The following is a 26,484-nucleotide window of genomic DNA, read 5'->3' as shown; positions in this document are numbered from 1 at the left end:
AGCATGGAAAATACAACTAAAACAATCAAAAAAGTACCGGTCTGCCGTCGTTGGTTACTGGGTTTGCTGTTGCTGTCTGCCAGTCCGGCGATGGCGGTCCCGCTGCTGTACGATGTTCGCTATAACCCGTTAAGCACAGGTGAAACTGAAATCGAATTTGTGTTCGATGAAGAATTGCAGGCTGAACCTTCAGTTCAGGTACTCAATGATCCATCGCGTATTGAACTGACCTTTGAAGAAGCCGATTACGAAGAAAAACTGGCAGAAGTGGTCATTGATAAAGCCGGTGTACAAAAAGCAAAATCTGAGTTTTTTAACGAAGGTTTTAAAACGTCGATTTATCTGGATTATCTGAAGCTGTACCGCACCCGCGTTAAAGGCAATGTGTTTTATCTGCAGATTTCTGACAACCCGACCGAAGCAGGTCCTGGTCAAAGTGCTGACGTATTGCCAACTTATATCAACAAAGTGAACGCCATAGACTTCCGTCGTGGTGAAAAAGGCGAAGCCCGGGTGCTGGTGTTCTTAAAAGAGAACACTGCTGCGGTCGACGTTTCTGAAAAGCTCGGCAAAATTGTGGTTGAATTCCACAATACCGATATTCTGGAAGAGTTGCTGTATCAGCTGGATGTAATGGACTTTGGTACTGTGGTTAAAGGCATTGAAACCTTTAAAGAAGGTGCTTTAACCCGTCTTGTGATTGAACCGACCGAAGCTTTTAAATTTAACTACCAGCAAGTAGATAACATTTTCAGCTTAAGTGTGGAGAAAGACGAATCTGCCGTTGGTTTTATGGCTGGCGGGAAAGAATATAAAGGTCGTGCTATTTCTTTGAACTTCCAGGATATTCCGGTTCGTACTGTGCTGCAGATTATCGCGGACTATAACGGTTTTAACCTTGTCACCAGCGACTCTGTCAATGGCAATATCACCTTACGTCTGGACGGTACCCCTTGGGATCAGGCGCTGGACATCGTATTAAAAGTGCGTGGTCTTGATAAACGTATGGACGGCAATATCCTGATGGTGGCGCCAACTGACGAGCTGGCAGAACGTGAAGCCAAAGAGTTACAGGCCCGTAATAAAGTTGAAGAGCTGGAAGCTTTATACTCAGAATTTATTGCAGTGAACTACGCCAAGGCTGCTGACTTAGCCAACCTGCTGAGCAACAAAGACGCTTCTTTATTAACAGCCCGTGGTGTGGTGTCGGTGGACGACAGAACCAATACTATCCTGCTAAAAGATACAGCCAAAGCCATTGAAAACGTACGCCGTTTAGTTGAGCGTTTAGATGTGCCGGTGAAACAAGTACTGATTGAATCCCGCATGGTGACGGTAAAAGACAGTGTGGCCGATGAGCTTGGTATTCGCTGGGGTTTTAACGACCAGCAGCTGACCAAAGGTGTAGGTGGTAGTGCCATAGCTGCAAACCAGCTGGCGAACGGTGTCATTCCTTCGCTGGATAACAGATACAACGTGAACCTGCCAACGACGGGCACTACAACTGCTGGCCGTATTGGTTTCCATATTGCCAAGTTGGGCGATGGCACCCTGATTGATTTAGAACTGTCAGCGCTGGAAGAAGAAAACAAAGCAGAAATAGTGGCTTCACCACGTATTTCGACGGCAAACCAGAAAAAAGCCCGCATTGAACAGGGTGTGGAAATTCCTTATGTACAGTCAGCTTCAAGTGGCGCTACCACAGTTGAATTTAAAAAGGCCGTATTAAGTCTGGAAGTGACACCTCAGGTAACCCCGGATAATAAAATTATTCTGGATCTGGTGGTGACTCAGGATACCGAAGGTAAAGTAGTACCAACAGCCACTGGTAACGCTGTTGCTATCGATACCCAGCGTATCCAGACCCAGGTGCTGGTGGATAATGGTGAAACCATAGTGCTGGGTGGTATCTACCAGCAACAAACCATCAACACAGTACAAAAAGTACCTTTCTTTGGTGATATTCCATACGTTGGCGCTATGTTCCGTCGTTCACTGGATAAAACCGAGAAGAAAGAACTCCTGATTTTCGTCACGCCAAAAATTCTGACTGAAAACAAATAACATTTCAGTGCAAAGTTCACAGGACCCGCTTGGGTCCTGTGAAATTTAGCTTGCTAAGCTGTCGGCAAAACTGACATAATTCAGCGCTTCAAATTTTCGTGGGAGCTTTTAGGTCCTGACATCAACCCTCATTTAGTTAGCTGATTAGCATTACGACATATGGCAGAGAAACGCAATATCTTCCTTGTTGGCCCTATGGGCGCAGGAAAAAGTACCATTGGCCGTCATTTAGCAGAAATGCTGCATCTCGACTTCTACGATTCAGATCAGGAAATTGAGCGCCGTACCGGTGCTGACATTGCCTGGGTTTTTGATTTGGAAGGCGAAGAAGGCTTCCGGGTCCGTGAAGAAAACGTCATTGAAGATCTGACCGAACTGCAGGGCATAGTACTGGCCACTGGTGGTGGTTCAGTATTGAGTAAAGAAACGCGTAACCGCTTGTCGGCACGTGGCATTGTGGTTTATCTGGAAACACCTATTGAGAAACAGGTTGCCAGAACCCAACGTGATAAACGCCGCCCGTTATTACAAACTGAAGAAGCGCCACAACATGTGCTGGAACGTCTGGCCGCTGAACGCAATCCGTTATATGAAGAAATCGCAGATTTCACCATCCGGACTGACGAACAAAGCGCCCGTTCTGTTGCCAATCAGATTGTTGAACAACTGGGTTTTTAATTTTTCCAGCTAAGGGGACTGTCGATGGAAAAAGTTGCCGTTCAACTTGGCCAGCGCAGTTACCCGATTGTTATTGCGCCTGAGCTGTTAAGCAGTGCGCTTGCGGTGCCGGAGCTTTCTATGCTCTGGCGCTATAAAAAAGTCGCGATTATCTCTAATCCAACTGTTGCGGCCTTATATCTTCCGAACATACGCCAGTTATTTGCCCAGCAGCAAGTCATCGAGTTTTTATTGCCCGATGGCGAAGCTTATAAAAATCTGCAGTCTTTTGAGCAAGTAAACTCCTTTTTGCTGGAAAACGGCATGCCGCGTGATGCCTTGTTAGTTGCATTGGGTGGTGGTGTTATTGGCGATTTAACAGGTTTTGTGGCCGCCTGTTATCAGCGCGGCACTGCATTTTTACAAATTCCAACCACTTTATTGTCGCAGGTCGATTCCTCTGTCGGTGGAAAAACCGCCGTGAATCATCCACTTGGCAAAAATATGATTGGTGCTTTTAACCAGCCACAAGCCGTGTTAATTGATACTCAGGTATTAAGTTCATTGCCAAAGCGTGAGTTTGCCGCAGGTATGGCCGAAGTTATTAAATATGGCCTGCTGGGGGATGCAGAGTTTTTTGTCTGGCTGGAGCAACATCAGCTTGCCATTGCTGAGCTGCAGGAACCACAACTGAGTCAGATGATCAGTCATTGTTGCCAGATGAAAGCCGATATTGTCAGCCGTGATGAAACTGAGCAGGGTGAACGCGCTTTGTTAAATCTGGGTCATACCTTTGGTCACGCCATTGAAGCCTGGTTAGGTTATGGTGAATGGTTACATGGTGAAGCTGTTGCTGTGGGTATGATGATGGCGTTTGAACTGGCTGCATCACGCGGCTGGGTTCATGCTAATGACGTCATCCGGGTTCGTGCTTTATTGCAGGCTTTTGCATTACCGGTTGCTCCGCCGAAGGGCATGCAAATCGCTGATTTTATGCCTTATATGAAAACTGACAAAAAAGTAAAAGACGGCCGCATGCGCTTTATCTTGCCAAAAACGCTTGGACTCGCCATCATCGTCGACGATGTCACAGAAACAGAATTACAGCAGGTTTTTGCCGGATAAATGTCTGAATTACAGCAAAAGTTAACTCAAATGAAAGGCTTGTTGCCTTCACAGCGGCAATGGCTGGAACGGTTAGTATTCCAGCTGGAGTTTAACCCTTATCAGCTTATCCATATGGTGGGTGGGCCAGGTACTGGCAAAACCACATTAACGCTGGCGATTGCCGATCTGTTGTCCAGCCAGTTTAATCTGGCTTTGATTAAAGCCGAACCTGAACTGACTGCAACCAGAGTGCGCCAGCACGTGCTGGAGCATTGGTTTGGTGTTTGTAAAGATGCCGGTAAACCGATGATTCAGCTGGTTGGTGACAGAGAGCTGACCGAGCCGTTGGCGTTGGTGATTGATCAGGCTGAACATTTACCACAAGAACTTTGGGCTGAACTGGCTGATTTGCCTTGTCTGGTCATTGCGGCTACTGAACAAGCTGCTGATGGAGCAGAACTGAATCTGCCGTTACCGGCGTTGGGACTGGAAGACGCACAGATTTTGCTGGAAGGCAGTGGTTTAAATACCCTGACAGTGGCAGACCGGATGGACACTGCTTCGGGCAATATTCATATTCTGCTGGATCCTTCGCTGGCTCGCCGGCAACAACCCAAAACTGAAATTAAAACCGCTTCTCTTGCCAAACCTTTGCTGGTCTTTACTCTGGGCATGGCGCTGATTGCTGCTGTGGTATTTTTCTGGTTCTGGACCGAACAACAAACCCGTCCGGCTGGATTGGGTGAATTAACTTATTTACCTGAAGAACAAGAAGTTGCGACCGTAACAACACCTGCAGCAGTACCTGGCGCTAATCAAGCTGTGGTTGAGAAACTGGTGGGTGAGCTGGAACAGGTGGGCAGTAAAACTGCTTCGTCCAGTGCTGAAGGTATGGCCAAACCTGTGGACTTTGCTTCAGCTGAACAAGGTCAAACCGCTGTGGTTGATAATGAACCGGCAGTTGAGACAGAGCCAGCTTCGGCAAACAGCACTCAGGGTGCAGATAAGGTTATTGAGACTCAGGACAACGCGATTGCAACTGTTACTGAACCTGTTGTGGCGTCACAGCCAGCTTCTGAAGAGGTAAGCACCAAAGTACCGGATTTAACTCAGGGCAATGCTGTTGCAGAGCAACCACAACAACTGGCTGCTGAAGCTGAGTTATCCGTTGCTGATGAAATGGCTGCCGAAGTGACACAACAAAATAATACAGCCAGCAGTGCGGCCGAAACTGAGCCTTTGGAAGATTTAGCCTCCGAAGCACAAGCCGAGCTTAAACCCCAGCCAGAAACAACGGCTCAGCCAAGCGCTGGTGGTTATGCTTTCCAGGAGTCGGAGTTATTGTCGATGTCAGGCATGGCATTGCAACTGGTGGTGTTTTCTAATGAAACAGCATTAAAGTCATTTTTAGCCTCTGAACCTGGCTTGCAAACTTATACCTATCAACGGATTAAAAATGGTCAGCGCCAGTTGGTTGTGGTGATGGCACCTTTTGCCGACGCGGTAGAAGCCAAAGCGCAAATTTCCGCTTTACCCAAGGCGCTGCAACAGGCTTTTGTAAAACCTCTGGCCGATATTCACAGTGAAATCAGTGTTCAATAAGCAGGCAGGTTCACTTTGAATAAAAATCCGGTGAAAAAGCAGCGCGCTTTTTTAAAGTGGGCGGGCGGCAAATATAATCTGATGGAAGCTATTGTTGGCCATTTGCCCGATGCAGATGTGCTGGTAGAGCCTTTTGTTGGTGCTGGTTCGGTATTTTTAAATACCAATTATTCACGTTATTTGCTGAATGACATTAATGCCGATCTCATTCATCTGTATCAGTTTTTGCAGCAGAAACCACAGCAGCTGATCACGGATGCTAAAGTGTTGTTTGCTGACAGCAACAATGAAAAATCGGTTTTCCTTGCCATGCGGCAACTGTTTAACCAAACAGCGGATCCCTATCAGCGTTCTTTGTTATTTCTGTTTTTAAACCGGCATTGTTATAACGGTTTATGCCGGTACAACCAATCCGGATTTTTTAATGTGCCTTTTGGCAAATACAAAAAACCATATTTCCCCGAAGCTGAATTGGAAGCTTTTGCTGAAAAAGCAAAACGTGCCACTTTTGTTTGTATGGACTATCAACAATTGTTTGCGCAGTTGCCTGCCAAAGCTGTGGTGTATTGCGACCCGCCTTATGTGCCCTTGTCCAAAACTGCCAGTTTTACCTCTTATGCCAAAAACAGTTTTAATCTGGATGATCAGGCAGATTTAGCTAATTTGTCTGAGCAGGCACAACAACGGGGTCATTCAGTGCTGATAAGCAACCATGACACCAGCTGGACACGGAAAATTTATCAGGGCGCAGAGCTTCATTCGATTCAGGTTGGGCGTTCGATCAGTCAGAAGGGTAGTACCAGAGGCAAGGTGGCTGAACTTTTTGCTTTGTATCAGGCGTTCAACAAAGGTAAAAGCTGATTAAGGGTATCGGCACAACAGCACCAGCCGAAGATCAGGGTAACACAGCCCTGACAATCAACAACAAAGTCACCACAAATAGCACTGTGACAATAATACCCACCAGAATATAAGGCATTGGACTGTTACTGTTAAAGTCTTGCTGACGTTGTTGTTCAGATTGAACCCCAATCAAAGCCCCTGCGACCGCCTTAAACACTTGTTTCAGGCCGGGCTGCTGTTTCATGGTGCTGATTTATGGTGGAAGCGGCTTAATAATTCCAGCAAATCAATAAAGTGGAATTGTGTCGAACGGCTATGACCGCTAAACCAGGATGACCAGCTTGGTTGTGGTGTCTGGTTACATTGAATTTGAACCTGCTCAATGCCTTGTTCAGATAACAATATTGTTTTACTGCAGGAAGCAATTTGTTGTTCACTTTGTGCGGGTAATAACAACACCACTGTGCTCAATCCAAGCAACAGGCCGGTGATTTTAATCAGGTTTGGTGTTTTCATCAGTCTCAGATCCATCAGTTGACTGGCGAATAATACAGCAGTAATAGCCATTGAACAAGCTGTAGTCTTGTTTTGCCAGACTTCAGTGTTCCTTTGCAGCGACCAGCTTTTGTGGATGCTGGTCGCTACGCGTGATAATTAAAAGGTTTTTGTCAGGGTGGCCACAACACGGCCATCACATAAATTACATTCTGCTGAACTGTCGATATCAGTGTCGGCATATTTTAGCGACAAAGAGGTGCCGAGCAGCGTTGTGGTGGCGCCAATGCTCCAGTCCAGATAACCATCCCCAGTAACAGGGCCGGCTGCTAAAAAGGTGCTGTATTGTTGATTATCTTCAAACTGGTTGTATGAGGCATGCAACTGGAAGGTCAGGTTATCAATAAAGCTGTAGTTGTAGTCTGCTGAATAATAATAATAAGTATCGACGTCAGTGCCAAAATAGTCGTTGGAATAGGCCAGACCTAAAGTTAAGTCTTTATAAATAAATTTGCCGTAAGCTTCATAAAAGTTAAATTGGTCGGTGTCGTTGTCACCATTGGGGTAGCGATATTGCATCACACCAAGGTCCGTACTCCAGTCTTCTGATAACTTGCCGGTCCAGCCGGCTAATAAATCGAGTTCCATCGAGCCCTGACCAAAACTGATATTTGAGCCCCAGGTTGAAACATAAAATCCGGACTCACCGGTTAAGGTCAGGCCACCTTGTAACGCCATGCCTTCATTGGTTTGCGAGATACCACGGAATAAATAGTCAGAGGTCAGGCTGAAGTTGCCGCTGAGTGTGGGTTCAGCATGACTGCTGAAACTGGACAACGCCAATATCGTCAAAGCTGACATCAGTGAAATTGCAATGTTGTTTTTTACAGGTGCTGCGGTTTTTTTCATGTTATTTGCCCTTGTCTGAAAGTATCACTACTGACTATTCCATTTTTATGCCAGAGGAAAATAATTATACGATTCAATGATCTAGTCTAGCTGCTAATTTTTTAATTGCAGTGACTGCGCTGATTTGGTGCGTAATTGCCTGTTTTCTGGGCGTTTTATCGGCAGTCAGCGGCTGCGTTATCAACACAAATCGGTTACATTAAGCGCCAATTTTATTTGCTTTGAGCGGAGACGGGTCTGATGCAACCTTTTTGGCTGGCGCCTTCCATTTTATCGGCTGACTTGGCCAGGCTGGGTGATGATGTGGAGCGGGTGCTGAGTGCCGGTGCAGACGTAGTGCATTTTGATGTGATGGACAATCATTATGTGCCCAATCTGACATTTGGCCCTATGTTGTGCAGCGCTTTACGTAGTTACGGTATCACTGCGCCTATTGATGTGCATTTAATGGTTGAACCTGTGGATGCGATTATTCCGCAGTTTGCTAAAGCCGGCGCCAGTATTATTACTTTTCATCCTGAAGCGTCAAAACATATCGATCGCAGTCTGCAGCTTATCCGTGAGCATGGTTGTCAGGCTGGTTTAGTCTTTAACCCGGCAACACCTTTAACTTATCTGGAACATGTGATGGATAAAGTTGATGTGATTTTATTGATGTCGGTGAACCCTGGTTTTGGCGGTCAGAGTTTTATTCCGGCCACTCTGGATAAACTGCGTAAAACACGGCAATTGATTGATCAAAGTGGTTTGCCTATCCGGCTTGAAGTGGATGGTGGTGTCAAAGTCGACAATATCGCCGAAATTGCGGCGGCAGGCGCTGATATGTTTGTGGCTGGCTCAGCCATTTTTGGTCAGCCGGATTATGCCGCTGTGATTGGCCAAATGCGCGCTGAACTGGCCAAAGTCGTGGCTTAAGCTGACTGTCATTTCATACTGGTCAAGGTATAATCGGGGCAATTTTTTAGTCTGATCCGCTATTAGGGTCGTCAATAACGGAATTTTTCATGACAACAAGCAAGCCTATTGTATTAAGCGGTGCTCAGCCTTCGGGTCAGCTCACTATTGGCAACTATCTTGGTGCTTTGCGCCAATGGGACAGAATGCAGGACGATTATGACTGCCTGTATTGTATTGTTGATTTACATGCCATTACCGTGCGTCAGGAACCAGCTGCACTGCGCAGTGCGTCACTGGATTCGCTGGCGCTCTATCTGGCTTGTGGCATAGATCCGGCACGTTCTGCTGTGTTTATGCAATCACATGTGCCTGAGCACAGCCAACTGGCCTGGGTACTGAACTGCTACACCCAGTTTGGTGAACTCAGCCGTATGACACAGTTTAAAGATAAATCTGAACGTCATAACAACAATGTTAACGCAGGTTTATTTACTTATCCGGTACTGATGGCCGCTGACATTCTGTTGTATCAGGCCAATCAGGTGCCTGTTGGTCATGACCAAAAACAACATCTGGAATTAGCCCGTGATGTCGCCATGCGTTTTAATGCGTTGCATGGTGATGTGTTTACTGTGCCTGAACCTTATATTCCGCCGGTGGCGGCACGGGTAATGAGCCTGCAGGAACCAACCAAAAAGATGTCAAAGTCCGATGAAAATCCGTGGAACTTTGTTGGTTTGCTGGAAGATCCAAAAATGATCAGCAAAAAATTCAAAAAGGCCATGACGGATTCTGAAGATCCACCACGGGTGTATTTTGATATCGACAACAAACCTGGTGTTGCTAACCTGCTGAGTATTTTATCCGGTGTGACCAACAAATCTGTTGAGGCCCTGGTGAACGAATACGAAGGCAAAATGTATGGCCATTTAAAAACCGACGTGGCTGATGCAGTTATTGCGCTGCTGGAGCCGGTACAACAACGTTTTGCTGAACTCAGACAAGATCAGACAACGTTAAATCAGGTGATGCGTGCAGGTGCTGCCAATGCCCGTCAGCGTGCTGCAGCCACTTTAGCAAAAGTGAATGAAGCTGTAGGTTTTGTTTTACCTTAAGATTTTGATATAAAAGGAAAAAGGAGGCTTAGGCCTCCTTTTCTATTGGTTCAGTCACTGCTGTTTTATCTTATCCAATTTTTGTTGCAGTAATGCCGCATCACTGAACACCAAAAGAACCCGTTATTCTTTGGGCCTTTTGGTTTTATCCCAGACTTTTGCTTCATTGCCTTGCCACAACCGCACTATATTTTGCCGGTGACGGAAGATTATCAGAATGCTCAACATCAAGACAGGAATGGTATATAAAGGTTTGATAAACCAGGTGAAAATGGGGGCCAGACTAACAGTCACCACAGCGGCGAAAGACGAATAACCGGTAGCACCAACCAAAATCATCCAGGTGGCAACCAATAAACCTGCTAAATCCAGCCCTATTGGCATCATAGTGCCAAAAGCTGTTGCAACCGCTTTACCACCCTGAAAACCAAAAAACACCGGGTAGATATGGCCAAGGCAAGCACAAATGGCAATCATGCCCAGGTAAAAGGCTTCGATACCAAGAAAATAAGAACCCCAGACCGGAATTGTGCCTTTGAGTACATCAAACACCAAAACCAGCACAGCAGGTAAAGTGCCACCAAGGCGAAGCACGTTAGTGGCACCCGGATTCCCGGAGCCATGACGGCGTGGATCAGGCAGTCTGAATAGTTTGCTGACAATGACGGCTGATGAAACTGAGCCACACAGATAAGCGGCTATCATCATCAGGCCGATGCCGGAAGTCATCAATGGATTTCCTCAACACCAGGTTTTGCGTTAAGATCGCGTCGGATTTACGAAAGCGGTCAGATTATCGGCTTTTTTGCGCTTTGCCTATCCGACCAGCCTACCTGAACCCTAAGATAACGCAATGCGGAACCCAATATAATGGATATGGTTTTTATCAAACAGTTACAAATCGACACAGTGATAGGGGTCTATGAGTGGGAAAAAACCATCACTCAACGACTGGAACTGGATTTAGAACTGGCGACCGATATCCGCCAGGCAGCCGCCAGTGATGATATTCGCCTGACACTGGACTACGCCCTGATCAGTGAAAAAGTGACAGCTTTGGTCTGTGCTGAACCTATTGAACTAATAGAAACTGTTGCTGAAAAAGTTGCGCAAATGTTACTGTCAGACTTTGCCACGCCGGCGGTGCGGGTGCGGGTCTGTAAACCTGGTGCTGTGCCTTCCGCCGCCAATGTTGGTGTGTTGATTAGCAGGGGCGCCTGGTAATGGCGCAGATTTATATCAGTGTTGGCACTAATCACAACCGCGAACATCATATTCGTATGGCTGTGCAGGAACTGACACAACAGTTTGGTGAACTTACGCTTTCGTCTGTTTATGAAAGTGACGCCGTTGGTTTTAAAGGTGATGCTTTTTACAATATGGTGATTGGCGCGACCACCACACTCAGCGTTGCTGAGTGTGTGGCTGTATTTAAAGCCATTGAAGATCGGCATGGCCGGGTACGCGGTGGTGAAAAATTTTGTGGTCGCACCCTGGATTTGGATTTGTTAACCTACGACACTGTGGTGTGCCAGCAGCCGGTTGAGTTACCCAGAGGCGAAATTACCGAAAACGCCTTTGTACTCTGGCCTCTGGCTGAGATAGCACCCACAGTTTTTCACCCGGTGCTTTGCCTGAGTTATCAACAGCTTTGGCAGCAGTACCAAAAAGCCCAGAAAATCTGGCCTATCGCCTTTCAATTTTAGTCCTGCAGTTCATTCAAAGGACAACTACAACGTAAACAGGAGGTTTCGATGTTAAGGTGTCTCACAAATAGTTACAAATATGCATTGAAATTGGGCAAAGCCTCGTCTCGAGTTTGCCAGCAAAGCATGGTATTTTATACAGCAGTATAAAGAGAATCATTGTTATTTCTCTGTCTGAATTTAATTAATTTTCGACATAAGCAAACTGGCGACCCCAATGAAAGCACTTAAATCTATTCTGATTGCGTTTGGCCTGCTGCTGTTGGTATTGGCAATTGTTGCCGGTATTAAAGCTGAGCAGATTTTTACCATGATCAAAAGTGGTGAATCTTTTGTACCTCCACCGGAGTCTGTCAGTGTGTATCAGGCAAAGTTGCAGAGCTGGCCTCAAACCTATACTGCTATAGGCACTGTTGAAGCAGACGAAGGTATTACTATTTCAGCTCAGGTACCAGGCAAGGTTAAGCGTATTGCCTTCCAGAGTGGTGCTTATGTGCAGGCAGGCGAAGTGCTGGTTGAGCAGGAAGCTGTCAATGAAAAAGCCCAGCTCGACGCCGCTCAGGCCAGATTAAAACTGGCGCAGGCCAGTTATCAGCGTTTGGTCGAACTGCGTAAACGGAATATTGCCAGTCAGAGCGAACTCGACACTGCAGTACAACAAGTGGAGTCTGCCAAAGGGGATGTAGACGACTTACGCGCCACCCTGGAGAAAAAACAAATCCGCGCGCCCTTTGATGGCCGGGTGGGGATTCGTCAGGTCGACCTGGGCACAGATTTACAAGTGGGTACTGCCATAGTTTCATTGCAGGCCACCAACAGAGTGCGGGTGAATTTTCCAATCCCACAAGGCTGGTTGTCACAAATCAGCCGCGGTTTAGATGTAAGTGTTGCCGTCGGTGACGCTGAAGGTTCTACGGTCGCCGGCAAAATTACCGCTATTGGCACCGAAATTAACCCAACGACCCGCAACGCCATGGTGCAGTCATCTTTGGATAATGCCGACAATAAACTGATGCCTGGTATGGCTGTTTCTACCACTGTCACTTTAAGCGAACCATTACAGGTACTGGCTGTGCCTTCAACTGCGGTTATTTATGCCCCTTTTGGTGACACTGTTTTTGTGGCAGATAAAGATGAAAAAACCGGAGCCCTGAAAGCCAGACAACAGTTTGTGCGGCTGGGTCAGTCCAGAGGTGATTTTGTTGAAGTGCTGGACGGCATTAAAGCAGGTGAAAGTGTGGTCAGTGCCGGAGCTTTTAAACTCTTCAATAATCAGGCGCTGGTCATTACCGACAAGCCAACCCCGGAATTTAAAACAGATCCAACACCAGCGGACAGTTAAGCCGCCGTTTGCCCAGGGTTCTGCCACTTTTTCAGGTGAATAATGAATATTACCGATATTTTTATTAAAAAACCGGTGCTGGCCATAGTAGTCAGCCTGCTGATCTTATTGGCCGGTTTTCAGTCGTTAAGCAATCTGTCGGTGCGCCAGTATCCGCGTAGCGACATCGCTGTGATCAAAATTACCACTGTGTATGTGGGTGCTAATGCTGAACTGGTGCGCGGTTTTATTACCACGCCGATAGAGCGTGCCATCGCCTCTGCCGGTGGTATTGATTATGTCGAATCACAAAGCAGTATGGGTGTGTCGACCATCAGTGCCCATCTGCATTTAAACTACGACCCGCTTAAAGCCATGACCGAAATTACCGCTAAGGTGAATCAGGTGCGTGGTGAGTTACCGCCGGAGGCCGAAGTACCTTCTATTGCCATCGAAGCGGCTGACAGCCAGTTTGCGTCGGCTTATTTAAGTTTCAGCTCGGACATTCTGGAACAAAACCAGATCACCGAATTTTTAACCCGTTCAGTACAACCGCGTTTAATTGCAGTGTCTGGGGTGCAAAAAGCCGAAATTCTTGGTGGCCGTACTTTTGCCATGCGCATCTGGTTAAAACCGGAAAAAATGGCGGCTTTTAACATTACACCTTCTGATGTCCGTACTGCCTTAGCCAATAACAACGTGCAGGCAGCCATAGGTACCACCCGTGGCTCTTACACTCAGGTGAATTTAAGTGCCAATGCCGACATGAATAATGTGGAAGATTTCCGGCAGTTGGTGGTGCGTCAGAATAGCGAAGGTGTAGTACGGCTGCAGGATATTGCCGACGTGGTACTGGGTGCTGACGATTACAGCGTCGAAGTGAACTATTCAGGCCAAACCGCTGTGTTTATGGGGGTTTTTGTTGCACCTAATGCCAACAGTCTGGAAGTGATTAAAAAAGTCACAGCAGAGATGGAAGCCATTAAAGCGGAATTGCCAGCTGGCTTAAGTGGTGAAGTGTCTTATGACGCCACTAAATATATCCAGGCCGCTATTGATGATGTGATTAAAACCCTGGCCGAAACCTTGCTCATTATTATTGTGGTTATTTTCCTGTTTTTGGGTTTTAGCCGCTCTGTGCTGATTCCGGTGATTGCGATACCGCTGTCGTTAATAGGCGCATTATTTATTATGAAAATCTGCGGATTTTCATTAAACCTGCTGACTTTACTGTCAATTGTATTGTCAGTTGGTCTGGTGGTGGACGACGCCATAGTGATGGTGGAAAACATCGAACGCCATATTCAGCAAGGTTTAAAACCTTTTAAAGCAGCGATAGTGGCAGCCCGTGAGCTGGCAGGCCCTGTGATTGCGATGACAGTGACTTTAATGTCGGTGTACGTGCCTATAGGTTTACAAGGTGGTTTAACCGGCACTTTGTTCCGTGAATTTGCCATTACCCTGGCGGGTGCTGTGGCTATTTCCGCTGTAGTGGCCATTACGCTGTCGCCAATGATGGCGTCCAGAATGTTAAAACCTCATAAGGAACTGAAAGCACCTTTGTCTAAAGCTTTTGACCGCTTTAGTGTGTTTTACAGCCGAAAATTAAACCAGACGTTGCAAAACCGCTTGGGGGTTTATTTGTTCTGGCTGGGTATTACCGCCATGACAATTCCGCTGTACAGCATGTCTGCCAAAGAGCTTGCGCCAACCGAAGATCAGGGCGTTATTTTTGGTATTGTCGATTCATCGGCCAATGCCACCATAGATCAATCGGCTTTTTATGGTAAACAGGTGAATCAGGTGTTTATGAATGTGCCTGAAACCGACTTTACCTTCCAGATCACTTTCCCAACCGGTGGTTTTAGCGGCATGGTCGTCAAACCCTGGGGTGAGCGTGAACGCACCACAGCGGAAATTTTACCTTCGATACAGCAGGAACTCAGTAATATTGCCGGTGTGCGTATTATGCCAATCACCCCACCAGCCTTGCCTGGCGGCGGCCAGTTCCCGGTGGAGTTTGTGATTGCGTCGACGGCAGATTCGCGGGAAATTTACGATTATGCGTTAAAAATGCAGGAGCTGATGACCAATAGCGGCATGTTTGCCTTCCCGCCTATGCTGGACATGAAAGTAGACCAGCCGGAATATCAACTGAATATCGACCGCGAAAAAGTGGCCGACTTAGGTTTGGATATGCGCACTGTGACTCAGGATCTTGGCACCTTATTGGGCGGTGGTTATGTTAACCGTTTTAATATGGCTGGCCTGAGTTACAAAGTAATACCACAAGTGAAAAGAACAGGCCGGTTAACTCCGGACGACTTGAGCAAACTTTATATTACAGGTCCGGATAACAGCATGATCCGGCTTGATCAAATTGCCACTATGACGCACAGCACAGTGCCGCGCAGCATCAACCGTATGCAGCAGCTAAACGCAGTAAAAATCAGTGGTGTTACGTTAAAACCGCTGGATGAAACGCTGAAGTTCCTTGAAGCCGAAGCAGCCAAAATTCTGCCTTCCAGCTACACAGTGGATTACACCGGTGAGTCCAGACAGTTAAAACGTGAAGGTAACACTTTCCTGCCGGCCTTTTTAACGGCGCTGATGATGATTTTCCTGGTATTGGCGGCGCAGTACAACAGCTTCCGCGACCCGGTGGTGATTCTGGCAGGTTCAGTACCGCTGGCGATGTTTGGTGCTCTGGTCTTTACCTTCCTGAAAATCCCGGCGCCTATTCCACACTTTACCGACGCTTTTACCAGCACGCTGAATATCTATTCGCAGGTGGGTTTAGTGACTTTGGTGGGCCTGATTGCCCGTAACGGTATTCTGGTGGTGGAATTTGCCAATAAACTGCAGGAAGAGGGCCTGAGCAAAATTGAAGCTGTGCGTCAGGCTTCGGTGTTGCGCTTACGTCCTGTACTGATGACCAGTATTGCCACTGTAGCCGGCCATACTCCACTGATTTTTGCTGAAGGTGCAGGTGCCGAAGCCCGTAACTCTATTGGTATAGTGTTGGTGTTGGGCATGACCATAGGTACTATCTTTACGCTGTTTGTATTGCCATCTATTTATGTGTTGCTGGCCAAAGATCATCAGGCCGACCATGTTAAAGATGAAAAGCTGCAGGCGGATGCGGTGTAACAACAGCACTTAAGTTGCAATCCTAATAAAAACGGAGCCATCAGGCTCCGTTTTTTATTGGGCTTTTTTTCCCGTACACCGTTTTTAAATGTAATTTTATTGCGCTTCAGGTAGTGAATGGTCGCCCGCAGCTTTCAGCGTCTGCATACTGTGGCTGATGGCATCCAGCCTGGCCTTTGCGACTGCGTTGCGCATGGCTTCGCCCTGAAAACCGGCCGCCACCAGCGCTTTGATATCCACTGTTTTGGCTGCTGCTGCCAGGGCGCGTAAATAATCCGCCTGAGGGTACATTGCTTCTTCAAAACCGGTGCGACCACGTAAATCGGCAATACAACACAACAGCAATAGCTCCAGCCGCTCAGGTTTGCGCCATAAATCAATAGCATCAAATAACTTTTGCACAGTGACAGGGCGAAGCTCCAGCACCTTGTGAACAAGCTGATGATATTCGCTGGCAAGCAGCGCCAGCTCTTTACAGTCGTTTGGAACCCGTAGCCGCTGACATAAAGCTGTGATTAGCGGCAAGCCCAGCGTTTCATGGCCATGATGCGACGGCCAGTGTTCAGCTGGAGTCGCCCCTTTGCCAAAATCATGGCAAAGCGCGGCAAAACGTACATCCAGCCGCTCTGATAAAACCGCGGCCTGCTGCAGCACCAACATGCTGTGAATACCAGTGTCTACTTCCGGATGCCATTTAGGCGGATTGGGAATACCCCAGAGTTTATCCAGCTCCGGCATCAGCACGGCAAGAGCACCCACTTCATGCAGCAGCTCAAAATAAGCGGCTGGTGTTTGCTCAAGCAAAGCTCTGGAGCTTTCCTGCCAGACCCGCTCAGCGGTCAAATGTTGCATTTCACCCTGCTGAACCAATTTACGCATCAGCTGTTTAGTGTCGTCAGCCACAGTAAAACCAAGCGGATAAAAACGGGCATAAAAACGTGCGACTCTGAGCACCCGCAGTGGATCTTCAACAAAAGCCGGGGAGACATGACGTAGTATTTTGGCCTGAAGGTCGGTCTGGCCGCCATAAGGGTCAAATAACTCGCCGGTTTTTTCGTCACGCGCCATGGCGTTAATGGTTAAATCACGGCGTTGTAAATCCTGCTGCAGCGTCACATCGGGCGCAAAATAACAGGCAAAACCGGTGTAACCCTGACCTTGTTTGCGTTCAGTGCGCGCCAGTGCATATTCTTGTTTGGTTTTGGGGTGCAAAAATACCGGAAAGTCTTTGCCTACACTCTGGTATCCTTGCGACAGAAGTTCATCAGGGGTGGCACCTACCACCAGATAGTCATTGTCTTTGACGCTCAGGCCCAATAACTGGTCGCGCACAGCGCCACCCACAAGATATATCTTCACATGCTTTCCTGACTGCGGTATTTTTGCCATTATAACCAGCCAGCAACAAATGTCGCGTCACTTCATAGTCAGGATGTTATGTACACCGGATTTTTTGGCCTGAACAGCCAGCCGTTTTCGATAGCGCCCAACCCAGAATTTATGTATTTAGGTGCCCGTCATACTGAAGCCTTAGCGCATCTGCGTTATGGCCTGGGTGATGCCGGTGGTTTTGTATTGTTAACAGGCGAAGTAGGCACGGGTAAAACCACAGTATCACGTTGTTTAATGGCGGAATTACCGGCCAAAACCCAGGTCGCTTTTATTCTGAACCCAACACTTTCAGAGCTGGAATTATTAGCTGCTATTTGTGATGAGTTAAAAATCCGTTATAAAAAAACCGATGCCAGTTTAAAAACACTGACCGACAAAATTACCACCAAGTTGCTAAAAAACCACGAGGCCGGGCTCAATACCATTTTAATTATTGATGAAGCGCAGCATTTACAACCAGCGGTACTGGAGCAGCTGCGGCTGTTAACCAATCTGGAAACCAATACCAAAAAGTTGTTGCAGGTAATTTTAATAGGTCAGCCGGAGTTACAGCAGTTGTTGCAACGCCAGGATTTACGCCAGCTGGCGCAGCGTATTACCGCCCGTTACCACTTAATGCCGCTGACTTTAATGGAAGTACAACATTATGTGCAGCATAGATTGTTGGTGGCAGGTTGTAGCAGACCGGTGTTTACCGACGGCGCTTTAAAAAAATTGTTTATGTTATCCGGTGGTATTCCGCGGTTGGTCAATCTGATTTGTGACCGCGCTTTGCTTGGCGGTTATAGTCAGCAAAAAGCCTTAATTGACGCGGCGCTGGTGCAACAGGCCGCTGGTGAAATTCTGGCCATTCGTCAAACTGAGCCAGCCAAAACCACGCCCTGGTGGTTGTGGGCGTTACTGTTTATCGGTTGTATCGGCCTTGGCGCTTTGCTTGCCATCGGCCTGGATCTTGGTCTGAATTCTGTGCCGAGTCCGGGCCCGGATAAATCTGGAAGTTAAGTTATGTCGTTATTGATGGAAGCGTTAAAACAACAACAGGGTCAGCAGCCCATGCCGGCGCAGCCTGTTGCTTATACCCAGCCAGAGCCAACACAAAATGCACAGGGCTGGAAAATGCTGGCGTTATTGTTGTTAGTGCTGGTTGGCTTACTGGCTGGTTTTCTGTTGGCGCAATATCTGCAAAAACCACCGACAGCAGCTGTGGCACCTGTGGTGCAGCCGGCCAGTGCCGGCCAAATTCTGACTGATTTATTGGCAGTGCCTGTCACAACTGAGCCGCAGGCCGGGGCTACAGATCCTCAACACAATAACGATAACAGCATCACAGAACCACAATTGCTGGTGTCGGCAGAGCCGCGTCAGGGGCGAAAAGCACAACAGCAAACCCTGGATGAGCAGGTTGCTCTGGTTGGCGCAGAGCGCAACGATGCGGCGCAATATAACGCTGATATTGAGGTTGAAGACGAATTTCAGGCACAACCACAGATGGCCGAAGCCAACCCGGATGATATAGTGGCTGAAACACCAGCTCAGCAGCCGGAACTCAGTGCCAGTGAAGTGTCGGATGAGCTAAAAAGCAAATTTGCGCTGGCGCTGGAAGAAACAGATTCTGCGCCAAGGCGGCAGACGGTGACAGACCACGCTGCGCCGGCACGTGATATCAACAGTCTGGATGAATTGCTAAAACGGCAAATTCCACCTTTGCGTTTTGAAGCCCATGTCTATGCCAGCGAACCTAAACAACGTTGGGTCAAAGTGAATGGCAAAGACTTGCAGGAAGGGCAGTGGGTGACAGCCGATATTCAGATTAAAGAAATTACGCCACAGTATGTGTTGCTGCAAACGGGTCGGCAGTTATTTAGTGTGGAAGCGCTGAGTGAATGGTCGTATCGTTTGCCGGGGCGCTGAGTTGGGCTGGCACAACCCGGTGCGTCAGCAGGCATGGGGGTATCAAGTCTGGTGTCCTCAAGCCTGATTTAGCAACAGTCAGAGATAATGTTGCAACTCCAGCTGGTATTTTTTTAAATCAGCACAAGCTTCAATCACTTCTTCATTTTGTTTGCTTAAATCCAGCAGTTTGGCCGGCAAATGATGGCGGTGCAGACTGTGATAAAACAGTTTTAGTTTAGGTTTATCCTGATACTGGCTGTGATTTTCCAGTACCAGACCGAGTTTACCCGATTTCAGCCGCACCACAGTGCCAGGACTGTATAAACCAACACATTGTAAAAATTCGGCACAAAGTTCAGTGTCCAACGTTTTGCCTTCGGCTTTTTTCAGGCTGGCGGCTGCCTGCAACGAATTTTTACCTGCAGCAGTGACTTTGCTGTAGCTATTCACAATAGCCAGCATTTTACCGCCCAGACTTTGTTGTTGCGCCAGACTCAAACAATGTTCTTCAATCATTTGCAGCAACTCCGGCGGGCAATCCGGTTGTTGTTGCAACATCGGAATACTGTAGCTGGCAGCGTCTGTGTCAACATAAGGCTGGTTTGGATAAAGTTGTTGCAGGTGCAAAGCGCCGGTGTCGTGTAATAACGCAGCCAGGGTATAAATTTGGGCTTGTTCTGCCGGAAGTTTTAACCGGGCGGCAAAAGCAGCCATTAAACAGGCACAACTTAAACTGTGTTGTAATAACACATCATTCTGGGCACTAACCTGCTGCAAAAACAACAAAGCCTGACTGTTGCGTTTGGTACTTTCCAGCAGCCGATTGCTGACGCTGGACAATTCGTGAAAATCCACTTCGTCTTGCTCTAGCAGTTTCGGAAAATTGGCTTGCAGGCTTTGGGCATTGGCAGCAAAGGCCAGTTCGGCTTTGCTGATTTCCTGTTCAAAACTGATGCGCGGGGCTTTGGCGGGAGCCGCTGTTTTGGCCTCTGCTATTGGCTCTACCGCAGTATCAACGGTGGGCAATTGTTTGGCCGGGTCAATTTCAACTTCCAGTACACCTTTTTGTTTCAGCAAAGCCAAAGCTTCAGTAGTGCGCACCCAACCTGCGTCTTTGACCACAACGTCGCCGCGCTGCCGGGTTACAGCAACCACATAACTGCCAAGCTGAAGTTCATCAATGGCGACTCGCTGCAATGCCATGACGCCGCTGTCCTTGAATAAAAAGAAGAATTTTGCTGAACATAGGCTGCTTCAGCGTTAAATGCAATGGCCCGAAGGGCGCGGGCTGAAAAAATTCCCGACACAGGCTGTTGCCTTCTGCAATTGCTGCTGCATTGCCGTTGAACCCTGGCTACCTGTATATCACCGGCAATTGCTCCTGCATTGCCGGTGTACCATAGGTCCCTGTATATATAAAAAGCCCGAAGTTCACCTTCGGGCTTTTTGACCTTGCTAAGCGGGCTATCGCCAGTGTTGATTAACCAGCGTTATCGCTCATTGTCATTAATGATGCGTTACCGCCTGCTGCCGTGGTGTTTACAGTGACAGTTTTTTCGGTGATTAAACGGTGCACTAAACGCTCGTCGGCCGGTGTGGTAATCAGCGGCGAAATAGCACCGTCGCGGGCGGCAATCAGCTCGCCGGTCAGTGCCTTCACCGCACTGCCAGCTTCCACAATAGCAGCAGCGATAATGTTGTTGCTGATAAGCGCCTTTAATTGCGACAGCTTCACCACATTAAACAGCGTTGGTGCAAGACCAGCGTTTAACAGTACTTTACGGCAAGCATCGGCTTCAGCAACAAACTGCTCTTCAACAGCTACCACCACAGCGTTACCGGTTGCCAGCGCCGTCATCAGGCTGAGCATCCAGTATTTAAAGCATGCTGTTTCATCACGCACTGCAGCTACTACACCCCGGGCTTCCAGGAACAATTGGTTCGATTCACCTGTAGGGCCAGGTAAGGTCAGCGGCGCGGCCAGCTGTTTTTCGATGTCATTCAGTAAATGACGGGCCGACTGAATCACCTGTTCTAAATCCTGCTCTTGTTTCACCACAACAGAGCTTGATGCCAGTTGCGCCAGGAACTGACGGATCACCGAGCTGCGGCTATTAATATTCAGTGCTGCCCAGGCCGGTTGTGCTTTTTTCGCTTGTTGTAGTGTGCTGTGAAGCGCGGAGTCGTTGCTGCTGGCGGCCAATAATGCCTGACGTTTGCTGTCGGCCAGTGGCGCTTCAGTGACATTCAGGTTGTCTTTCACCAGACGGGTTAAGTAGAAAGGGCCACCGGCTTTAGGGCCTGTGCCTGACAAACCACAACCACCAAATGGCTGCACACCAACTACTGCACCAATCATATTGCGGTTGATGTAGATGTTACCGGCTTTCACTTCACGCGCGACCTGAGCTGTGACTTCAGCAATACGGCTATGGACACCCATGGTCAGGCCGTAACCTGTGGCATTAATTTGCGCAATCACGTTATCCAGTTCATCGGCTTTAAAGCGGATGATATGCACCACAGGACCAAATACTTCACGCTCTAATAAGCTTAAGTTTTTGATCTCATACAAACGGGGAGCAAAGAAAAAGTGGCCTTCGCCCGTTGGTGCTTTGCAGGCGTAATGCAAGGTTGCTTTGCCTTCCAGGTATTGCACATGGTTATTCAGGCCGGTTAAGGCTTTTTGGTCAATGACAGGGCCAACGTCTGTGCTTAAAAACGCCGGGTCGCCCACATGCAGCTCCTGCATCGCACCTTTAATCATATGAATAATTTTGTCGGCGACATCTTCTTGCAGGAACAACACCCGAAGTGCAGAGCAGCGCTGACCGGCGCTCTGGAAACCTGAAGACACCACATCGTCCACCACTTGTTCCGGCAGGGCGGTAGAGTCAACAATCATACAGTTCTGACCACCGGTTTCGGCAATCAGCGGCACCGGCTCACCACCACGTTCGGCCAGCTTACGGGCAATCCAGCTACCGGTTTCGGTTGAACCTGTGAACATCACTGCCTGAATACGTAAATCCGGTACTACATGCTCACCCACAGCGCGGCCAGGGGCAATCACCAGCTCGACCACACCTTGTGGCAGGCCGGCTTCACGCCACAGCTCAATAGCACGCACTGCAATTAAACTGGTTTGTTCAGCAGGTTTTGCAACTACTGTGTTACCAGCAACTACAGCAGCCGACACCTGACCTAAGAAAATCGCCAGTGGGAAGTTCCATGGGCTGATACAAAGCACTACACCACGGCTTTGTTGCGGCCCTGTTTGTTGAGAAGCGCCGAACATTTCTTCAGCACGGGCGGCGTAATAACGGCAAAAATCAACAGCTTCACGCACTTCGGCTACGCTGTCGCCCACGGTTTTACCAGCTTCTTTCACACAAATCGCAATCAGCTCGTCGCGGTTGGCTTCCAGCGCATCAGCCAGTTTACGCAGGCTATCAGCACGTGCTGTTACCGGTGTTGCTGTCCATGATGGGAAAGCTGCTTCTGCACTATCCACCAGTGCTTTCATTTGCTCTGGTGTGGCGTGCTGATGGTAACCAATGATTTCGGCATGGTTGGCCGGGTTACGCACCGCTTTGGCACCTTCAATGGCAGGTTGCGCTGTTGCTTTGGCCAGCCAGTTATTCAGGTTTGTTCTGAGTGGGTTTAACGCATCAATTTCTGTTAAATCAATACCTTTGGAGTTTTTACGCTCAGAGCCATACAGGTTTATCGACAACGGAATTTGGGTATTACGTTTTTGTTTCCAGCCACGGACTGTTTCCACCGGATCTTTGAGTAAAGATTCCACCGGAATATTTTCATCCACAATATTGTTTACAAACGAGCTGTTGGCGCCGTTTTCCAGCAGGCGGCGCACTAAATAAGCCAATAAATCTGAGTGTTCACCCACTGGTGCGTAAATACGGCATGGCACTTTATCATCGGCTACCACCTGGTCGTACAGTGCATCACCCATACCGTGCAGACGCTGGAATTCATAACCAGTGCGGTCCGGCGCCATTTCTAAAATGGTGGCCACGCTATAAGCATTGTGGGTGGCGAACATTGGGTAAATGCTGTCGCGGTATTCCAATAACTTGCGGGCACAGGCCTGATAAGACACGTCGGTAGAAGGTTTGCGGCTAAATACCGGGAAGTCGTCATGGCCTTCGGTCTGGCTGATTTTTACTTCAGTGTCCCAATAAGCGCCTTTGACCAGACGCACCATCAGCTTGCGGCCAACTTTGACCGTCAGTTCACGCAGCCATTCGACTAAATGAATACAACGTTTGGAATATGCCTGAATGGCCAGACCAAAACCTTCCCAACCGGCTAAATCCGGATCTGAGAACACGGCTTCAATAATATCCATCGATAAATCTAAGCGGTCAGCTTCTTCAGCGTCGACAGTAAAGCTGATGTTGTAGCCTTTGGCAGCCAAAGCTAACTCTTTCAGTTTTGGCACGAGTTCGTTCATCACACGGTCGCGGTGTGAAAATTCATAACGAGGGTGAATAGCCGAAAGTTTTACTGAAATACCAGGGCTCTTAAAAGGACCGCGGTTTTGTGCTGCTTTACCAATCACGTTAATGGCCATCATGTAGCTTTGGAAATAACGTTCGGCGTCGGCCATAGTGCGGGCGCCTTCACCCAGCATGTCGTACGAATAAGTAAAACCTTTGTTTTCCAGCTCAACAGCACGCTCAACCGCTTTGTCGATGGTGGTGCCCATCACAAACTGGGTGCCCATAATTTGCATGGCATAACGCACCGCCTGGCGAATAACAGGCTCGCCTAAGCGGCCACAGGTACGTTTCAGTAAACCAAACTGGCTTTTTTTCTGGTCGTCGCTGTAATTCACCAGCTTGCCGGTCAATAACAAACCCCAGGCTGAGGCGTTGACAAACAACGACTCGCTGTTGCCTAAATGTGAGCTCCAGTCGCCTTGGGCCAGTTTGTCACGAATAAGGCGATCGGCAGTGTGGCTGTCCGGCACGCGAAGCAACGCTTCGGCTAAACACATCAGCACCAGACCTTCTTCGGTTGATAACGAAAATTCATTTAACAGCGCATCCACGCCACCTTTACCGACCTGCGCTTTACGGATATTCACCACCAGCTGGCGGGCTTTTTCCCAGGCGCGGGAACGGGCCTGCACGCCGATATCGGCCAGCGGTAATAATAAATCCAGTACTTTTTCTTCGTCAGCGCGGTAAAAGTTGCGCAGAGTTTGACGCAGCGGGTTGGTTGCGGTCAGATCGCCGTTAAATAACATAATAATGATCCCGGTTGATACAAAAATAAATGCTGCATTCTAGTGAAAACACAGCCGTATTTGGTGGTTTAATTCCAGCTATAACCCTATATAATTCTGTTTAACTATAAACTAACCAGAAAAAATACGGTTATGAGCCAAAGTGATAAAGCCAGAACACTCGACAGGATAGACCGCACAATTTTAGACACTCTGCAAAAAGACGGTCGTATTTCCAACGTGGAACTGGCCAAAAGAGTGAATTTAAGCCCAAGCCCTTGTATTGACAGGGTGCGCAAGCTGGAACAAGAAGGTTTTATTGAAGGCTACGGCGCTAAGTTATCAGCATCCAAACTCGGCATGGGCACAGCGGCTTTTATTCAGGTGACTTTAGACAGAACCACGGGCGCTGTGTTTGATCAGTTTCGCGACGCTGTGGTAAATATTGCCGAAGTGGCCGAATGTCATATGGTGGCCGGCGGTTTTGATTATCTGCTGAAACTACGCCTGTCCAGCATGGAAGCTTACCGCGCTGTGCTTGGCCGTATTGTCGATTTGCCTGGTGTGTTGCAAACCCACACTTATGTGGTGATTGAGAAGGTAAAACAGGACTCGGGTTTGCCGTTGTAGTTTTTGCAATTTTGTACTGCAGCTGGGTGCCTGGCGAGCAGTGCTGGCTGGTGTTGATGCTTGTGAGCGCAAAGCTGCAGCAGCTTGGTTGTTTTGGGGACCTGAGGCATGGCGCTTATACCGGCCTCAGGCGTTTTGCTGTTAAAGTTTTGAACAGTGGGCTAAAAACTTAATAATTGCCCTTCAATACTGCTGTGAATTTGTTCCAGCGCCAATCTTTGTTGCCATCTTTTGCTGATGGCGGCCAGTTCACCACTTTGTTGTAGCTGCTGTGCTGCCTGTTGCCAGCGTGCGACTTCGCTGGCAGGGCTTTGCCGCGACATTAATAACCAGACTTCAGTTTCAAAAAAATGCAGCGCTGCACGGTATTCAGCAGGTGATACCCCGGCTTCGCGTAGCAGGTATTGCATGCCCTGAGGTTCAAAAGCAATGGCATTTAACCTGCGACTGCCAAGCCTTGCCAGATTCTGGGCATGGCTGGATGAACTTTGTAAATTGGTAAAACCCTGCGCCATCAGCCATTCTTCCCGCACATCACCACGCACCACACCAATACTTTCCAGTGCTCTGGCGTCATTCAGGTGTTGCAGTTGTTGTGGATCATCACTGCGCATATACAACACCCATTTTTTACGCGCCAGCGGCATGATCCAGTGATAGTTATTTTCCCGCTCTAAGGTGCGGGAAAAACCATACAACAACACATTGGACTGGCGGGATGCCGTTAATAACGCTCTGGATTCCGGCATCAGCTGAATATGGCTGCGATCACCGCTGATTTTTTGTAAAGCACGCACTATATCTGTGGCATAACCCGTGAGCCGGCCATGACTGTCCAGATAACTGGAAGGCGGCTCTACCACGGTAATGATCTGATGTGCTGTTGTGGTTTTAGCAAGATCGGCGGCCAGTACAAAGTGCGGAAGCTGAACAAATAACAGCACAACACTGCAAAATAACGGCAAGGCAAGGTGGCACATAAAGCAAATCCTTCTGCTTAGGGGGGTAAGTGCAGTTTAGTATCTAAAAATGGAACTGGACAGGGCAAAAACACTGGTAAGACATCTGGGCCGTTTTTGGGTGCAATAAGATCACCGCGTTTTGAATAACAAAAGGGGGCCGCCTTGTGGGGATACAACAACAGCGTAGGCTGGACCAAACAGCGGTGCTGCAGCCAGCAAGAAAAAGAGCTGAGCGCTGCAGCGCAATTAACACAAAGGCCGCAGCACCAGCAATATCAGTCTTCCTGCCCAATATGGTCATGGGCCTGACCACTTTTTAGCCGGCTAAAGCTTCGTTGATCTGGTTGAATTTATAACGCCTTACCACTGGTGCTATCTGATGCCGCAAGCATCAATGAAACCAATAACCTGCAGTAAATCCGGCTTAACTATCTGCCAGCAATAAACCCAGCTTAGGCACCATAGCCCAGACATAACGCCAACCACA

At 48.1% G+C, this 26,484-nt stretch carries 22 protein-coding genes; 14 read left to right on the top strand and 8 right to left on the bottom strand.

Going from position 1 to position 26,484, the window contains the following annotated elements:
- Positions 1-3 precede the first annotated feature (3 nt).
- From RCH83_RS04960 to RCH83_RS04940, 5 genes are all read left to right on the top strand, one after another.
- On the top strand, positions 4-2,064 hold the full coding sequence (locus RCH83_RS04960) for a type IV pilus secretin PilQ (RefSeq protein WP_306519642.1): 2,061 nt from the start codon (positions 4-6) through the stop codon (positions 2,062-2,064).
- A gap of 159 nt (positions 2,065-2,223) precedes the next feature.
- Positions 2,224-2,742: a shikimate kinase AroK gene (aroK, locus tag RCH83_RS04955; protein ID WP_306519640.1), complete on the top strand. Its 519-nt coding sequence runs from the start codon at positions 2,224-2,226 to the stop codon at positions 2,740-2,742.
- A gap of 24 nt (positions 2,743-2,766) precedes the next feature.
- Entirely contained in the window at positions 2,767-3,846 is a 1,080-nt protein-coding gene (aroB, locus tag RCH83_RS04950; RefSeq protein WP_306519638.1) for a 3-dehydroquinate synthase, read from the top strand.
- Positions 3,847-5,430, top strand: a complete 1,584-nt coding sequence (locus RCH83_RS04945) for an SPOR domain-containing protein (RefSeq protein WP_306519636.1) — start codon at positions 3,847-3,849, stop codon at positions 5,428-5,430.
- 30 nt (positions 5,431-5,460) lie between these two features.
- Positions 5,461-6,291 (top strand): Dam family site-specific DNA-(adenine-N6)-methyltransferase, encoded by an 831-nt coding sequence (locus RCH83_RS04940; RefSeq protein WP_373689743.1) that lies wholly within the window; start codon positions 5,461-5,463, stop codon positions 6,289-6,291.
- Between the two features lie 34 nt (positions 6,292-6,325).
- Here RCH83_RS04940 and RCH83_RS04935 read toward each other — a convergent pair whose 3' ends face one another.
- The 3 genes from RCH83_RS04935 to RCH83_RS04925 all read right to left on the bottom strand — a co-directional run bounded on the left by RCH83_RS04935 (position 6,326) and on the right by RCH83_RS04925 (position 7,677).
- A complete protein-coding gene (locus RCH83_RS04935) occupies positions 6,326-6,517 on the bottom strand; it encodes a DUF2970 domain-containing protein (protein ID WP_306519632.1) in 192 nt (63 codons plus the stop codon).
- Entirely contained in the window at positions 6,514-6,789 is a 276-nt protein-coding gene (locus RCH83_RS04930) for a hypothetical protein (protein ID WP_306519630.1), read from the bottom strand. The genes RCH83_RS04935 and RCH83_RS04930 overlap by 4 nt, the downstream gene beginning before the upstream one ends.
- A gap of 138 nt (positions 6,790-6,927) precedes the next feature.
- Positions 6,928-7,677, bottom strand: a complete 750-nt coding sequence (locus tag RCH83_RS04925; protein ID WP_306519628.1) for a TorF family putative porin — start codon at positions 7,675-7,677, stop codon at positions 6,928-6,930.
- Between the two features lie 240 nt (positions 7,678-7,917).
- Here RCH83_RS04925 and rpe point away from each other — a divergent pair, with 240 nt between their 5' ends.
- On the top strand, positions 7,918-8,592 hold the full coding sequence (gene rpe, locus RCH83_RS04920; RefSeq protein WP_373689742.1) for a ribulose-phosphate 3-epimerase: 675 nt from the start codon (positions 7,918-7,920) through the stop codon (positions 8,590-8,592).
- Positions 8,593-8,681: 89 nt separating this feature from the next.
- The gene (gene trpS / locus RCH83_RS04915) at positions 8,682-9,689 is read left to right on the top strand and encodes a tryptophan--tRNA ligase (protein WP_306519626.1); all 1,008 of its coding nucleotides are present in this window, start codon (positions 8,682-8,684) and stop codon (positions 9,687-9,689) included.
- Between the two features lie 123 nt (positions 9,690-9,812).
- On the opposite strand, the gene plsY is transcribed toward trpS, so the two are convergent.
- Complete coding sequence (gene plsY / locus RCH83_RS04910) at positions 9,813-10,418, bottom strand: glycerol-3-phosphate 1-O-acyltransferase PlsY (protein WP_306519624.1); 606 nt, start codon at positions 10,416-10,418, stop codon at positions 9,813-9,815.
- Positions 10,419-10,559: 141 nt separating this feature from the next.
- On the opposite strand from plsY, the gene folB reads away from it, so the two are divergent.
- The 4 genes from folB to RCH83_RS04890 all read left to right on the top strand — a co-directional run bounded on the left by folB (position 10,560) and on the right by RCH83_RS04890 (position 15,866).
- Positions 10,560-10,913 (top strand): dihydroneopterin aldolase, encoded by a 354-nt coding sequence (folB, locus tag RCH83_RS04905; RefSeq protein ID WP_306519622.1) that lies wholly within the window; start codon positions 10,560-10,562, stop codon positions 10,911-10,913.
- Positions 10,913-11,395, top strand: a complete 483-nt coding sequence (gene folK / locus RCH83_RS04900) for a 2-amino-4-hydroxy-6-hydroxymethyldihydropteridine diphosphokinase (RefSeq protein WP_306519620.1) — start codon at positions 10,913-10,915, stop codon at positions 11,393-11,395. The genes folB and folK overlap by 1 nt, the downstream gene beginning before the upstream one ends.
- Positions 11,396-11,612: 217 nt before the next feature.
- Positions 11,613-12,737 (top strand): efflux RND transporter periplasmic adaptor subunit, encoded by a 1,125-nt coding sequence (locus tag RCH83_RS04895; RefSeq protein ID WP_306519618.1) that lies wholly within the window; start codon positions 11,613-11,615, stop codon positions 12,735-12,737.
- A gap of 42 nt (positions 12,738-12,779) precedes the next feature.
- A complete protein-coding gene (locus RCH83_RS04890) occupies positions 12,780-15,866 on the top strand; it encodes an efflux RND transporter permease subunit (RefSeq protein ID WP_306519616.1) in 3,087 nt (1,028 codons plus the stop codon).
- Positions 15,867-15,962: 96 nt separating this feature from the next.
- Here the strand turns inward: RCH83_RS04890 and RCH83_RS04885 are convergent, their stop codons facing one another.
- Positions 15,963-17,225, bottom strand: a complete 1,263-nt coding sequence (locus tag RCH83_RS04885) for a multifunctional CCA addition/repair protein (RefSeq protein WP_306519614.1) — start codon at positions 17,223-17,225, stop codon at positions 15,963-15,965.
- 78 nt (positions 17,226-17,303) lie between these two features.
- Between RCH83_RS04885 and RCH83_RS04880 the strand changes: the two genes are divergently transcribed.
- Positions 17,304-18,260 carry an ExeA family protein gene (locus tag RCH83_RS04880; protein ID WP_306519612.1) on the top strand — a complete coding sequence of 319 codons (957 nt, stop codon included), beginning with the start codon at positions 17,304-17,306 and terminating at the stop codon, positions 18,258-18,260.
- Between the two features lie 3 nt (positions 18,261-18,263).
- Positions 18,264-19,169: a general secretion pathway protein GspB gene (locus RCH83_RS04875; protein WP_306519610.1), complete on the top strand. Its 906-nt coding sequence runs from the start codon at positions 18,264-18,266 to the stop codon at positions 19,167-19,169.
- Positions 19,170-19,247: 78 nt separating this feature from the next.
- Here the strand turns inward: RCH83_RS04875 and RCH83_RS04870 are convergent, their stop codons facing one another.
- Together RCH83_RS04870 and putA are read right to left on the bottom strand one after the other, a co-directional pair.
- Positions 19,248-20,354 carry an HD-GYP domain-containing protein gene (locus tag RCH83_RS04870; RefSeq protein ID WP_306519608.1) on the bottom strand — a complete coding sequence of 369 codons (1,107 nt, stop codon included), beginning with the start codon at positions 20,352-20,354 and terminating at the stop codon, positions 19,248-19,250.
- 277 nt (positions 20,355-20,631) lie between these two features.
- Positions 20,632-24,426 (bottom strand): bifunctional proline dehydrogenase/L-glutamate gamma-semialdehyde dehydrogenase PutA, encoded by a 3,795-nt coding sequence (putA, locus tag RCH83_RS04865; protein ID WP_306519606.1) that lies wholly within the window; start codon positions 24,424-24,426, stop codon positions 20,632-20,634.
- Positions 24,427-24,558: 132 nt separating this feature from the next.
- On the opposite strand from putA, the gene RCH83_RS04860 reads away from it, so the two are divergent.
- Positions 24,559-25,035, top strand: coding sequence for a winged helix-turn-helix transcriptional regulator (locus tag RCH83_RS04860; protein WP_306519604.1), 477 nt, complete (start codon positions 24,559-24,561; stop codon positions 25,033-25,035).
- Positions 25,036-25,196: 161 nt separating this feature from the next.
- On the opposite strand, the gene RCH83_RS04855 is transcribed toward RCH83_RS04860, so the two are convergent.
- Positions 25,197-26,015: an ABC transporter substrate-binding protein gene (locus tag RCH83_RS04855; protein ID WP_306519602.1), complete on the bottom strand. Its 819-nt coding sequence runs from the start codon at positions 26,013-26,015 to the stop codon at positions 25,197-25,199.
- Positions 26,016-26,484: the final 469 nt, after the last annotated feature.

Source organism: Rheinheimera sp., from assembly GCF_030824435.1.
In the GTDB taxonomy this organism is placed as follows: domain Bacteria; phylum Pseudomonadota; class Gammaproteobacteria; order Enterobacterales; family Alteromonadaceae; genus Pararheinheimera.
Note: the sequence above shows the minus strand (reverse complement) of the source record. Positions and strands in the feature narration are given on the sequence as shown.